This is a genomic window from Bdellovibrionota bacterium, from assembly GCA_040386775.1.
Classification (GTDB): Bacteria; Bdellovibrionota; Bdellovibrionia; order Bdellovibrionales; family JAEYZS01; genus JAEYZS01.
Window position 1 is genome coordinate 46,819 of the sequence record JAZKEU010000007.1, and the last position, 13,502, is coordinate 60,320.

Annotated in this window: 11 protein-coding genes; all 11 read left to right on the forward strand. The window is 39.3% G+C overall.

The window, feature by feature from the left end:
* Positions 1 to 124 precede the first annotated feature (124 nt).
* Complete coding sequence (locus V4596_02575; protein ID MES2768005.1) at positions 125 to 547, forward strand: hypothetical protein; 423 nt, start codon at positions 125 to 127, stop codon at positions 545 to 547.
* Positions 548 to 687: 140 nt separating this feature from the next.
* On the forward strand, positions 688 to 2,919 hold the full coding sequence (locus V4596_02580) for an ATP-binding protein (GenBank protein ID MES2768006.1): 2,232 nt from the start codon (positions 688 to 690) through the stop codon (positions 2,917 to 2,919).
* Between the two features lie 31 nt (positions 2,920 to 2,950).
* A complete protein-coding gene (locus V4596_02585) occupies positions 2,951 to 4,474 on the forward strand; it encodes a diguanylate cyclase (protein ID MES2768007.1) in 1,524 nt (507 codons plus the stop codon).
* On the forward strand, positions 4,449 to 5,612 hold the full coding sequence (gene alr / locus V4596_02590; protein MES2768008.1) for an alanine racemase: 1,164 nt from the start codon (positions 4,449 to 4,451) through the stop codon (positions 5,610 to 5,612). Before V4596_02585 ends, alr begins: the two co-directional genes overlap by 26 nt.
* Positions 5,605 to 6,429: an ABC transporter permease gene (locus V4596_02595; protein ID MES2768009.1), complete on the forward strand. Its 825-nt coding sequence runs from the start codon at positions 5,605 to 5,607 to the stop codon at positions 6,427 to 6,429. The genes alr and V4596_02595 overlap by 8 nt, the downstream gene beginning before the upstream one ends.
* The gene (locus tag V4596_02600; GenBank protein ID MES2768010.1) at positions 6,426 to 7,202 is read left to right on the forward strand and encodes an ATP-binding cassette domain-containing protein; all 777 of its coding nucleotides are present in this window, start codon (positions 6,426 to 6,428) and stop codon (positions 7,200 to 7,202) included. Before V4596_02595 ends, V4596_02600 begins: the two co-directional genes overlap by 4 nt.
* Entirely contained in the window at positions 7,199 to 8,590 is a 1,392-nt protein-coding gene (locus V4596_02605; GenBank protein ID MES2768011.1) for an MlaD family protein, read from the forward strand. Before V4596_02600 ends, V4596_02605 begins: the two co-directional genes overlap by 4 nt.
* 29 nt (positions 8,591 to 8,619) lie before the next feature.
* A complete protein-coding gene (gene purH / locus V4596_02610) occupies positions 8,620 to 10,137 on the forward strand; it encodes a bifunctional phosphoribosylaminoimidazolecarboxamide formyltransferase/IMP cyclohydrolase (protein ID MES2768012.1) in 1,518 nt (505 codons plus the stop codon).
* A gap of 29 nt (positions 10,138 to 10,166) precedes the next feature.
* Complete coding sequence (locus tag V4596_02615; protein ID MES2768013.1) at positions 10,167 to 11,918, forward strand: hypothetical protein; 1,752 nt, start codon at positions 10,167 to 10,169, stop codon at positions 11,916 to 11,918.
* Between the two features lie 9 nt (positions 11,919 to 11,927).
* Positions 11,928 to 12,593 (forward strand): hypothetical protein, encoded by a 666-nt coding sequence (locus tag V4596_02620; protein ID MES2768014.1) that lies wholly within the window; start codon positions 11,928 to 11,930, stop codon positions 12,591 to 12,593.
* Positions 12,594 to 12,609: 16 nt separating this feature from the next.
* Positions 12,610 to 13,500, forward strand: a complete 891-nt coding sequence (locus V4596_02625) for an aminotransferase class IV (GenBank protein ID MES2768015.1) — start codon at positions 12,610 to 12,612, stop codon at positions 13,498 to 13,500.
* The last annotated feature ends 2 nt before the right edge of the window (positions 13,501 to 13,502 follow it).

A 13,502-nucleotide genomic window follows, 5' to 3' on the forward strand; every position in this document is an offset into this window, starting at 1 on the left:
AATTTCTTTCTCTCACTCCTCACGACTCAATAGATTCCATTTGGACGGGGCACCTGGTTTGCTTTATGTAGCGTTGGGTGTGGAGGTTGCTAAAGCAGGAGTGTTTTGGCGCTAGGAGATTGATATGGGAAGCAAATTATATTTTTGGATGTTGTTGGTAATCTTTCTTTCGTTAGGTTTTCTAATTCAAATACAAAAAGCTCATGCAATGACGGCAGCAGAAATTGAGCCGGGTATAGTAGAAATCTCGACGACAAATATTTATGGCTTTGAGGTTACAGATGTCTCTGAGAAAAAAATCAAAGACAAAACTTGGGTTTACTTCTGTATGGCGGAAAAAAAGCCTCGCAAAGCTCAGAAGAGCAAATGCTTCTATGGTCAAAAGCAGGACTTTGGTGATGTAAAAATTGGTCTTGTCCTCAATGGAATACAATATGGATTAAAAAATAGAATTCTAAATGCAAAGGGACTCGCCCCTTTTAGAAAGAATGCCTATTTCTACGCCGTAAAAGTCCTTCGCCCCCAGTACATCTCCGTAGCAAAATAAAAGGTGCTCCGCACCTTTTTGTGGCTATGATGCGTTATAGAACTGGACCATGTAATGATCATGCAAGCTTGCCTCCGGTAAATCCTTAAAAGTAGAATAATATTGGGGATTTAATCAGCTTTTAAGGAAGAGGGCTTCTAATGACCAATCCACTTAAAAATCAGTCAATTCGTCTAAAGATGTTCATCTTGGTCACGGCCGTGCTTTTGGGCTCAATCTTTGCCGTGCTTTGGAAAACTCGTCAGATTTTTTTTGAAGATAAATATGATTTCATCAGACAACTATCCAGTAAGCTTTCCTCTACGTCAGGAAGACTAGCGCAAGAAAGATTGAACGAACTTCAAAACAAGATGGCGCTTTTTGTTTCTACAAGAGAATCTCTTCAGAGAGTAAATTCAAAAGACTCCAATGTTCTCTTTGAGAGATTCGGTGAATTTTTAACCATGTCCGTGCAAAAACAATTGCCATCAAAAAATTGGGGTTCCCAGTGGACACTGACAAACAATCAGTCAAACTCAAAAAGTGACAAGCAATTCACCGAATCTTTTGCGGAAACAATTTTAAGAAGCATCAGTTATCAAACTCTGGGGACAGGGCAAATTAATTTGAGTAGATTCGAAGATCCAGATGGAAATCCTTTCTTTGCAGTATACTTCCTTGCAGATCTTAAGGAAGAAGGCAGTAAAGGTTCTGAACTCACAAGCTTAGTCGCTTTTATGAGGCCAACTTTTTTAAATGATATTGTTTTAGAATACAAAGGGGATTTGAACACTGTATTTCTCGTGGACCATAAAGGTTATATTTTTGCTCACCCCAATGAAGAGTTGATTGGACAATCACTCACAGATCATCCTGTGATTCGAGACATCGAGGGCGGAAGAGATACAGGGTCAGGTCAATTCGAAATGAAAGATGGCGAAGACATCATAGCGAACTACGGACCCATCGCTGGAACCAACCTTTATATCGTTGTGACGACGCCCGAAAAGCAAGCCTTTGTCGCGGCAAGAGACTTATTGATCACGGTTTTAACTTTCGGTATTGGCTTCTTGATTATAGGGTCCGTACTTTCATTCGCTCTTGCTTCAAGAATTACCAAGCCACTCAATGAATTAAAAGACATCACGAGCCTAATTGGTTCGGGAGATTTCAAAGTTCCGGTGAATGTAAAGTCCAACGACGAAGTCGGCGCTCTTGCGGCCAATATCGATAAGATGAGAAGTTCTCTGCTCGAGCGTGATGAACAGATCGAACATTCTAAGATGGCTCTCGTGCAAAGTGAAAAGATGTCGGCCTTTGGTCAGTTGAGTGCAGGTATTGCTCATGAAGTGAAGAACCCACTGGCAGGTATTTTGGGTCACGCTCAGTTGGGAAAATCGAAGAGTAAAGATCCTGATGTGACAAAGCATTTAGACATGATCGAGCGTGAAACAAGAAGAACAAAAGAAATTATCGAAAATCTTATGAAGTTCGCTAGAGCCGAAAAACCAGATCTTACTTCAACGGATCTTCATGAGTCTGTGAGCAGAGCTGTGGATCTTGCGGATCACCAAGTTTCTCTTCAAGGTGTAAAGATTGTAAAAGATTTCAGACCAGTTTCGCCAGTGAATGCCAATTCCAACCAGATTCAGCAAGTTCTTTTGAATTTAATGATGAATGCAACCCACGCGATGGAAACTTCAAAGGTAAAAACTCTTACCGTGAGCGTAGAAGATAAAAACGATATCGTGCAAATCAGAATCAAAGATTCTGGAGCGGGAATGAGCCCTGAAGTGCAAAAGAGAATCTTTGAGCCGTTCTTTACCACTAAACCTGCCGGCAAGGGAACGGGGCTTGGACTTTCCGTTTCCATCGGTATCGTTCAAGACCACAAGGGAAAAATCTACGTTGAATCTAAAGTAGGAGAAGGCACAACATTCTTTATTGATATTCCAAAGATGGGTTCAGCCGCTGCGAATGCGCCGGCAACTCAAGCGCCACAAAAAGTAACGCCTTCACCAATGGTAAGGGCATCATCTGCATCTGGTCCGAAATTCCCAGAGTTTTCAACAAAAATTGAAAATCCTCTCGATAGCCAAGTTCAAAGAGATTATTTGAAAGAATCTTCAAGCTCAAGAGAAACGGGAAGGTCGATCGCTGACTTAAAGCGTGAGGCCTCTGAGATTCTTCGCCAAGAATCAGAAATCATTCAGCCAGCAGAAGCCAAGTTAGAACAAAGTAAAACAGAACAGGGCAAGCTACAGCAGAAAATAGAAAATATGAAAAAAGATATTTTAAATACTGAAACGGAAATTAAAAACAATTTTAACTCTTCGGAGAAAAAGGGTGATGATTTTCAGGTCAGTATTAGGAAACCAAAACTTAAGGCATAAGTAAAAGCATACTACATTAGGACACGACACCTTGGAAATTGCTAAGTACAGAAAAGATTTTTTAATCTACGTCGTCGATGACGAGATCAGTATCACAGAGGTTCTCAATGAGGCTCTCAAGGATGCTGGATATCAGGTGGAAACATTTCCATCTGCCGATGCTGCCTTTGCAAGAGTGAAAGAAAATCCTCCTCATGTCGTAATCAGTGATATTCGTATGCCCGGAATGACTGGAATCGAACTTTTGGAAAACATTAGAAAGATTTCTCAAGATATCCAATTCATCATCATGACCTCTCATGCCTCTTTGGAAACTGCGCTCGATGCGATGAGGTTGGGTGCATACGATTATATCCATAAGCCTTTTGAGCAATTGGATGACGTGATCAAGACCATTGATAGAACTGTAGAAAAACTTTTCCTCCAGTATCAAAACGAACAATTACTAGAAGAGCTTGCGGAAAAAAATAAAACTCTCTCTGGCATGAACATAAAAATTTCTCAAGAAAAAGAAGAGGTCATTAAGATCAATAGTCTTATGACCCAGATGTCCAGATCCAAAGATTTAGACAATGTGATTCAAAATTATTTGGATCACGTATCAGGACTTATAAATAATAAGCCTGCGATTTTTTTGACACTTGTTTCTTCACATATGTCGTTGGTAGTTACGCAAAGTGCGCAGATCAATAAAGATACGCTTAAGAATATTGGCATTCCTTTAAAAGATTTAGACTCAAAAGTTTATTTAGAAAAGTTAATGAATCCAATGTCCCTTGATGGCTTGCACATCATGATGAAAGATTTTTTTAAGGTCTCAGAATACTTTGCTATTCCTATAGAAGATGAAGCCACCGTGGGCGGAGTGGTGGTTGTTTTTGATGCGATGAAAGATGCTTCCGTGCGTAGACTTTTTGATAGCTTCACACAAATTTTTAAAGTTTCTTACATGAATACAAAAATGCAAAAGCGCATTCACGATATGGCCATCAAAGATCCTCTGACTGGATTATTTAACCGTAGATATTTTAATGAGAAACTTGAAGAAGAATTAAGCAGATCAAGAAGAACACAGATGCCTGTGTCACTCATCTATATGGACATCGATCATTTTAAAAAGTACAACGATCAAAACGGTCATCCTATGGGGGACGTTTTGCTCAAAATGTATGCGCAAGTTTTGCGCCAAACAAGTCGTAAGAATGATATTGTTTGTCGTATCGGTGGCGAAGAATTTGTAATTATTCTTCCGCATACAGATAAAATAGGTGCGGCGATCAAAGCCGAGAAACTGAGAAGAGTGGTGGAGTCGACCCCATTTCCTCATGGGGAAAAACAACCCTTAGGAAAAGTTTCAGCAAGTATGGGAGTTTCAGAGTATCCTGCCCATGCCCATGACGGCGAAGGGCTTGTAAAAGCTGCCGATGAAGCACTCTATCAAGTGAAGAGCACATCGCGGAACAAAGTATGTTTGGCAACGGTGCCGGCAGATTTTGTACAGGATTTTGAGCCAATTAAAGTTCAACCATTTGAAGCAAAAAAGCAAAGACCATGAGGCTATGAGACCAACTAGAGCAGAAATAAATTTAAATGTACTCAGAGAAAATGTAAGAACCCTTAAAAAAGTTCATAAAGGGCGAGGCTTCTTTTGTCCAATGGTTAAGGCCAATGCCTATGGCCATGGTGATGTGGAAGTGACAAACGCTCTGGTCAAAGAAGGTATAGAGAGAGTGGGCGTAATTCTTACGGAAGAAGGAATTCGTTTAAGAGAAAAAAATGCTGGCGAAGGAAAGAGTCCGCAAATCTTAGTGTTTGGTTTTTTTGATCAACCATCGCTCAAAGAATGTTTCAATCATGATTTAACTCCAGTGATTGGAAATTTTGATTCTCTTGGTCATTTACCGAAAGATAGAAAAATCAAGATTCATTTGAAATTCAATACAGGCATGGCAAGGCTGGGATTTTCAGCAAGCGATGCTGCTAAAGTTTTGGACTTTGTTAATTCTCATAAAAATATCGAGCTCGAAGGAATTTGTACACACTTTGCGAATGGCGACGATGCCATCTCTCCAGATGGAATGACCCAAGCTCAAATGAGAATTTTTTCTGGCATTGAGAAAATGTTCGAAGGAAAATTTAAATATTCTCATTGTTTAAATAGTGGTGCGCTAATTTCTAATTTCCAAGGTTTAGAAGACTATCATAAAAATAAAAATTACCTCGGAGCAAGACCAGGTATTGCTCTCTACGGATATCCTCCAAAAATTTCAGATATGGCCGATGATATTCGACCGGTGATGAGTGTTCATACTTCCATCGTGCAGGTGAGAAATATCAATAAAGGAGAAACAGTTTCTTACGGTGGAACTTGGAAAGCGCAAAGAGATTCTTTGGTGGCCACACTTTGCATCGGTTATGGAGACGGGTATCCCAGACATTTTTCTAATAACTCTTCTATGCTTTTCAGAGGAGAAAGAGTTCCTGTGATCGGAAGAGTTTGCATGGACTATACAATCATTGATCTCACGGAATTCAAAAATAAACCTGAAATTAAAATGGGTGAAGAAGTTACCGTTTGGGGTTATCAAGGCAAGCAAAAATTAAGTGCTGAAGAACTTGCCCAGAACATCAATACTATTTCCTACGAGCTCATCACGAGATTGGGCCCACGAGTACCGAGGGTCTATGTCTGAAGAAATGTATTCTGAACTTCGTAAGAGCAGATTGCAAAGGATGATGTATTCTTTTCTGGACACTTATGTTTTGGAAATGGGAAGAATCGGTTTGTACTTTGGACAATCTGTGAGCTGGTGGTTCAAGCGGCCCTTTCGTTTCACAGAATTATTTCAGCACATAGAATTTGTTGGAAACAAATCTTTGGTTATTATTTTCTTAACAGGATTATTTACCGGTCTCGTATTTGCTTTTCAAGCTTGGGTGGGTTTGTCGATTGTCAATGCAGACAATTTGATTGGTCCCATGACAGGATTAGCGGTGACAAGAGAATTGGGTCCGGTACTTACGGGCTTGATCATTTCGGCACGAGCAGGTGGCGCTATGGCAGCTCGCCTGGGCACCATGAGAGTGACAGAGCAGATTGATGCGCTTGAAGTGATGGGAGTGGATGCAAAAAACTATTTGGTTGCTCCTAGAATTTTGGCTTCACTGATTTCAACCCCACTGCTTTGTGCATTTTTTGATTTTGTAGCATTAATTGGTGGGTATGTGTTGGCAGTTTATATTTTGAATTTAGACGCAGCCATTTTTATTGAGAAAACAAGATTTTTTGTAGATCCAAGAGACATCAATGAAGGTTTGGTTAAGGCTGCAGTTTTTGGAATTTTCTTCTCTACGATTTGCACTTACAAAGGTTACAATACCAAAGGTGGCGCAAAAGGTGTGGGCGATGCCACGAACCACGGTGTAGTGACAAGTATGGTATCTATCATTATCTTGGATTATTTTTTAACAAAAATGATGACGATGATCTTGGGGATGAATCCAGTATGAGTCGCAGTCAATTTAGAGGAGAGAATGCCATCCGCGTAAAAAAATTAGTGAAAAGTTTTGATGGAAAAGAAGAAGTTCTAAAAGGAATTGATCTTGATATTCCTCGAGGGAAAATCACTTTCATCATCGGATTCTCAGGAACAGGAAAAAGCGTTCTTCTGAAACATCTTTTGGGTGTGTTCAAGCCTTCGAGCGGAAGTGTAGAGGTTTTAGGCAAAGATCTTGCGGAGCTCTCTCATGATCAAACCATTGAAGTGAGAAAAAACTTTGGTGTACTTTTTCAAGGCGCAGCACTCTTTGATGATCAAACAGTTTTAGAAAATGTTCGCTTTCCTCTCGATGAACATCGAAGAGATTTAAAAAAGCCAGAGAGACAAGAACTTGCCGCCACTCGACTTAAGTTGGTGGGAATTGAAGAAAAACATTTTCATAAACTGCCAGGACAGATCAGTGGTGGAATGCAAAAACGTGTGGGATTGGCTAGAGCCATAGCCCTAAATCCAGAAATCTTATTATACGATGAACCTACGACAGGTTTAGACCCAATTTTGACAGAAATGGTGGATAATCTCATTATAGAGACGCACAAATACCAAGAGGGCGTAACCAGTATTATTGTGTCTCACGATTTGACCGCTGCATTCCGATTAGCTGATTATATCGCGATGTTAGATAGCGGTAAGGTGTTATTATTTGGGACTCCACAAGTGTTCCTGGATTCAGATAATAAATTGGTGAGAAAGTTTGTCGACAAAGGGATTCATCGTAAGTGAACTTGCTCAAAACAGCAGAATTTAAAGTTGGCCTACTTGTGATAGGCATCCTCGGACTGATTGGTTACATGACCATCGGTGTGAGCGAAGATCCATCGTATCTTGGAAGATCTAAGACCCATTGGTTTTTGATCGACAATGCTTCGGGTCTTATCAAAAATAGCGCTGTCAAAATGGCCGGCATTAACGTGGGCGTCATCAAAGATATCAAATTGCAAGCGGGCAAGGCGCGTTTAGATATCACTATCGATCCCGAAGTTGTTCTTACAGAAAAAGCAAAAATTGAAATCAGAGCTCAAGGTATTTTGGGAGACAGATACGTAGAAATCGTAATGGATACGAGTGGTGCACCAGAGCTTGCAGACGGTGGGCAGATTATGGAAGTGATCGACAAAGGTTCTCTCGATGCCGTGATGAATCAGGTGAGCACTTTGACAAGTTCACTGAGCACAATTTCAGAAACACTCAAAGAAGCAATGACTGGCGATGGAGATGATAAATCTCCAGTAGGCAGAATCATTTCTAATCTTGAAACCTTAACTGGCGATATCGCAGAAATTACAAGCGAGAAAAAAGACGAAGTAAAAGACGTGATCGATAATCTTCATGATGTGACTGGAGAGATCAAAGCTTTGATCGACGATCCATCGGAGGAAGGTTTCAAGGCCTCATTTGCAAAACTTAACCGTGGCTTGGCAAGAGTAGATACCATCACCAAAAACTTTGAAGAAGTGAGCGATAAATTAAATTCTGGCAAAGGAACTCTTGGTAAACTCATTAACGATGAAAAAACGGTGGATGAGTTGAATACGGCGATAGCTGGTGTGAATGAGTTTATAGGAACGGCAAGTAAAACTCAGATGAGCTTTGATTTTCATACAGAATATCTCTCTGACGCTGAAGCGGCAAAAACCTACGTTGGGGTGAGAATCCAACCCGGCCTAGATCGTTTTTATGAGCTCGGAGTGATTGATGATCCTAAAGGTAAGATTGAACGTGAAATTCGCGACACATCAAATAACGGTGGCCCAGTCAACTCTGAGGACATGACAATTACATATAAAAATAAAGTGAAATTTACTGCATTGTTTGCTAAAAACTTCTATGACTTTACCGTGAAAGCCGGTCTCATGGAAAACACTGGCGGCGTTGGTTTTGAGTACAACCTCATTCCTAGAAAACTCAGACTCTCGTTTGATGTTTTTGATTTTGCTGCGGAACAGCCTCATTTGAGAGCGGGTTTAAGATATAATATACTTCACGGTATATACGTCGTTGCCGGTGGTGATGACTTCGCCGATTCAGACGAAGCATCAGGTTACCTCGGCGCAGGTATTGACCTGACTAACGATGATTTAAAACTTTTACTTTCAAAGGTGTCTTTCTAAAAACCATAACTAGAAAGACAGTATAAATTATGTTCAAAAATGCTCTTGTCAGTGTTTCGGATAAAACCGGATTGAAGGAATTTTTAAAGCCACTCGTGGATCTTGGTTTGCGAGTTGTCTCTACAGGCGGCACGGCCAAATATCTCAAAGAAAATGGAATCAAAGTCACCGAAGTGAGTGAGCAGACGGGATTTCCGGAAGTGATGGACGGAAGAGTGAGAACTCTTCATCCGAAAATTCATATGGCTTTGCTGGCTAGACAAGAAAATGCAGAAGATATGAATTTACTCAAAGAATATTCTCTTGAGCCCTTCGATCTTGTTATTGGCAATTTGTATCCTTTTTCTCAGCATAAAGATTTGGATTTATCAGAGAGAGAATTGTCAGAGTACATTGATATCGGAGGCCCAGCTTTATTGAGAGCTGCTGCGAAAAACTATGAACACACAACGGTGATTTGCGATACGAACGATTACAAATGGATTTCGGCTCAAGGAAACACCAATCGCGATCAAAGGAAAATTCTCGCCAGTAAACTCTTTAGCCATATCTCTGGATATGATTCTATGGTGGCAAATCATTTGGCTGCGGATTCATTCTCATTCGATGAAACCACATTCTCAGCACAGCTCGTGCAAAAGCTCAGATACGGGGAAAATCCACAACAGCAAGCTCTCTGGTTAAAGATGAAGGATGCGAAATACGGTCTTCACAATTCCAAGATCCTTCAAGGAAAAGAGCTTTCGTACAATAATCTTTTAGATTTGGATGCGACTCTGGATTTGGCTGTTCTATTTGATAGGCCAACATGTATAGCTGTGAAACATAATAATCCTTGTGGAGTTTCTTCAGGTACAAATATCCTTGAGGCGACACAAAAAGCCTTGAAAGCAGATCCTATCAGTGTGTTTGGGGGAATTATTGCCCTTAATGAAACTGTAAATGAAGCGACAGCGCATGAGCTTTCAAAAATATTTCTAGAGTGCGTGATCGCGCCGAAGTTTGATTCACAAGCTTTAAAAATTCTAGAAACAAAGAAAAACTTAAGACTTTTAGAATACGATTTTAATCTTCACAAAAAAGAATCACTCATAAGATCTGTCTCTGGTGGATTCCTTCTTCAATCTCCTGATATCGTGAGTCTAGAGTGGGATAAAAATTGGCGAATTTATGGTGAAGAGCCTTCACAAGATATCAAAAAAGATTTACTATTTGCTTGGAAGGTTTGTTCGGCATTGAAAAGTAATGCCATTGCGATAGTGGAAAATGAACTGAGCTTAGGTCTGGGCATGGGGCAAGTGAGTCGAATTGATAGTGTTCATCATGCGATTGATAGAATGAAGGAATACCATTCTTCTCACAAAAGACCGGTGTTGGCGTCAGATGCATTTTTTCCGTTTGAAGATTCCATTCAAATCGCAGCACAAAATGGAATCCACTGGGTGATACAACCTGGTGGTTCTGTTAAAGACGAACAGGTCATTGAAGCGGCAAAAAAGCTCGGAGTGAATATGATATTCACGGGAGTAAGACACTTTAGACATTAAAGTTAGGCGACAAAAGCTCTAAGGAATGAATGCAAGGAAGCAACAATAGAGAATGGCTCATCAAGTCTTCGGGTGAAATCAAAGGGCCATATACATTCGAAGAAGTCGCACGTGGAATTATTTCTAAGGAATTTATTCTAGTTGATGAAATTTCAAAAAGCTTCAATCGTTGGAAATACCTCAGAGAAGAAGAAGAGTTTGAAAGAGTCATCACCGAACACAAGAATAAAGAATATCTAAAGAATGAAAAAACTTTCACCAATAGTGAAACAGATTCATTGACTGAGGATCTCAGTAAACAGGTATTGAATTTTGGAGGAGAAAAAATTCTTTCCAATGTGACTGAACATCTAAAAGATAATGAAGAGGCAAGGATTACTCAGCTTAAGGCAAAAGAAACAGAAAAGAAATTTGAAGAAATCCATGTTAAAAATTATGCATTGGAAGAAGATCTTAGAAAACAGGCTTCGGACAAAAGTTCTTTTTTCAGAATCTTTATTCTTCTTTTGGTGATTGGTTCAGGGGCAGCATTTTACTATCTCAATAAAAAAGAAAAGGTTCTAAGCTACGATGACCTAAAGAAAATGGCCTACGATAATATGAGTTACGGAAATTTTGAAGATGCAAAATTTTATCTAGAAAAAGCCTTAGCCGTGAACAGCACCAACGAAGAGTTAAAGTATTTACTCTCTTATGTGAGTGTGGAGTTAGACGACACAGTCACGGCACAAAGATTGGTTTCGGATTTGAGTAATACAGTAAAAGATAAAAAAATGAAATCTCAGATTTTTAATCTCTCAGGTATTATGCAACTCAAAAATTTTAATCTCGAAGAGGCTAAAAAAAACTTTGATACATCTCTTAACAACAATCCAAAATTTGCCGCTGCTTTTTTCAATAAAGGCGTAGCTTTTTATCTAGACAATAAATTTGATCTTGCCTACCAAAATTTTACACAAAGCTTAGTAAATGGTGGCTTGGACGGCAGTATTCTTTTGAGCATGGCAGAGATGAGTGCAAAAAACGGAACCGAAGCTAAATCCAACGCTGCCATAAAAAAACAAGTAGAAGACATCATAAATTTAGTGACAAGGCAGAGTCAGAATCTCTTTGCATACAAACAGGAACTAAAAATAGCGGCAGCTTATCTCCATTTTATTATGGAGGAGAAGCAGTCTATGGAAAAACTTTTAGAGGACGCTGTAAATGTGGATCCCTTCTTAACATCAGATCATGTCCTTGATGTGGCCTTCTATAAAGGCTTGGTGACTTGGGATCGCATGGTGATGTGGATTAAAAAAATGAAAGATGCATATCCTAAGAATGAAAATTTAAGATCTCTTTATGGATACGCTCTCTTCAAAGGTTCGGAGAAACTCAAAGGAAAGGATATCCTTGAGGGACTTCTCAAATCCGATTATTCAAATACATCGAATCAAATTCTTTTGTCTTATGCTCTTATGACCTTAAAAAGAGACGATGATGCAAAGGCAACTCTTGCGCCAATAATGCACCATCGTGATAAAAGTCTTTCGTTTGTTCTCATGGGAAGAATATGTCTGATCAAGAAAGATTTTCCCTGTGCAGACTTGAATTATAGTGAAGCCTTAAGAATTGATAAGGACAGTCTTCCTGCGATGGCCGGACTTGCGCAGACCTACTACGAGCTTAAGGACCTAAATAAATCAAGAAATTTAGCTGCACGAGCTTACAAGATGTCGCCGGTATACAAACCCATTTTGAGCCTAAAAAGAAAACTAGAAATAGCCAGCAAAGAATAAGAGGAAAGTATGAAAATCTTAAAAATAGTGAGTTTGGGTTTTTTCTTGTTGTTCTCTATTTCTTGTGAAAAAGAAAAAGCTCAAAAGAAAAGTGATTTTGAAATTGTAAATCAAACGGATGCAAAGTTTGATATCGTTTTTACGCAAGAACTTTGGGATGAGATTTTAAGGAAAGCTCCTCTTACGGTGGATACGAAAAAAAACACTTATGAGTTATTTGAATCTTTGTCTACACAAGTTGAAGTTGTGGATGGCCCGAAAGAAGTTTTAAACGGGAAAAACTATCGTTTTGACTTCAAAGATTTTGGCGGTGAAATCAACTGGAACAATTACCTCAATCGCGAGGCGGTTGGTAATTTTAAAATCTACTTTAATTTTCCAGCTCTCAGCGAAGAAAGCGATATGCGGGTTTATTATATGAGCTGGTCTAAGCAGAGTTCAAAAGATGATGAAGTTTTTGGAAACGGATGTGGTTATTTCTATGACGTTACTGGCTATTTTAAGAAGGAAGTATTTAAAAAAGGCTTACTGCTTCATACAAGCAATTACAGGTATTTAGATTTAGCTGCGGGTCGTTTTTATTTTGTTAATTACACAAAAGAAAAAATTCAACTTGCCCAAGTTACCCTCACAGATTCAAGCTTAGACAACAGATTATGCGCTGACCGTTTATAGATACCCGGGAGAAAATATGAAAGAATTAGTTGCCGTGAATGGTGAGATTTATAAACCTGGTGATGCTAAGATCAGTGTTTTTGATAGAGGCTTTTTATTTGGTGATGCCATATACGAAGTGACGAGATCTTATGGAAGAATTTTTTTTCAAATTGAAGCTCATATTGAAAGACTCTACCGATCTGCCAAGTGGATCGATATGGATCTTGCTAAAACCCAAAGCGAAATGATCAGGCACATCTACGATATCTACAAAAAAATAGATTGCGAAGATGTATACATGAGAATCCAAATCTCTCGCGGTGATGGGCCTATTGGCATGAGCAAGAATATGGTGAAAAAACCCAATGAGGTGATCATTATTTATCCCTTTGTACAAATTGATAAAAAGTATTTTGATGAAGGCGCAAAGATTTTTGTTACCGAAAGATTAAGAAATGCCAAGAAAGCCCTCGATCCAAACATTAAATCTGGGAATTATTTGAACAATGTGTTGGCCTACAATGAAGGTGAAAAAGAAGGTGCTTTCGAAACTTTTATGGTGAATTCGCAAGGTCATGTGACGGAAGGTACAACTTCCAATATTTTTATGGTGAAAAACAATACGCTCATTACGCCACCTGCAAATTACGACATTTTGGTGGGAATTACCCGCGGAATTGTTATGGAAATAGCTGAGAACATTGGCCTAAAGGTAGAAGAAAAGGGATTTGATCTTAAAACTCTCCAAAGCGCAGACGAAGTATTCCTGACCTCTTCGACTAGAGAAATAGTTCCAGTCAAAGATGTGAATGGCAAAACTTTCAAAGTAGGGCAATTTGAGAAGACAAGAAAGCTAATTGAAGGTTATAAGGCCTATACAAGTCGATATTTGGAAAACGCGAAAAAAGAACATCCCTGGAGATAATT

Excerpts from the sequence above, each read along its gene's own strand:
- purH (MES2768012.1), top strand. The coding sequence starts at position 8,620 with ATGTTCAAAAATGCTCTTGTCAGTGTTTCGGATAAAACCGGATTGAAG.
- V4596_02580 (MES2768006.1), top strand. The coding sequence starts at position 688 with ATGACCAATCCACTTAAAAATCAGTCAATTCGTCTAAAGATGTTCATC.
- V4596_02600 (MES2768010.1), top strand. The coding sequence starts at position 6,426 with ATGAGTCGCAGTCAATTTAGAGGAGAGAATGCCATCCGCGTAAAAAAA.
- V4596_02575 (MES2768005.1), top strand. The coding sequence starts at position 125 with ATGGGAAGCAAATTATATTTTTGGATGTTGTTGGTAATCTTTCTTTCG.
- V4596_02620 (MES2768014.1), top strand. The coding sequence starts at position 11,928 with ATGAAAATCTTAAAAATAGTGAGTTTGGGTTTTTTCTTGTTGTTCTCT.
- V4596_02595 (MES2768009.1), top strand. The coding sequence starts at position 5,605 with ATGTCTGAAGAAATGTATTCTGAACTTCGTAAGAGCAGATTGCAAAGG.
- V4596_02625 (MES2768015.1), top strand. The coding sequence starts at position 12,610 with ATGAAAGAATTAGTTGCCGTGAATGGTGAGATTTATAAACCTGGTGAT.
- V4596_02615 (MES2768013.1), top strand. The coding sequence starts at position 10,167 with ATGCAAGGAAGCAACAATAGAGAATGGCTCATCAAGTCTTCGGGTGAA.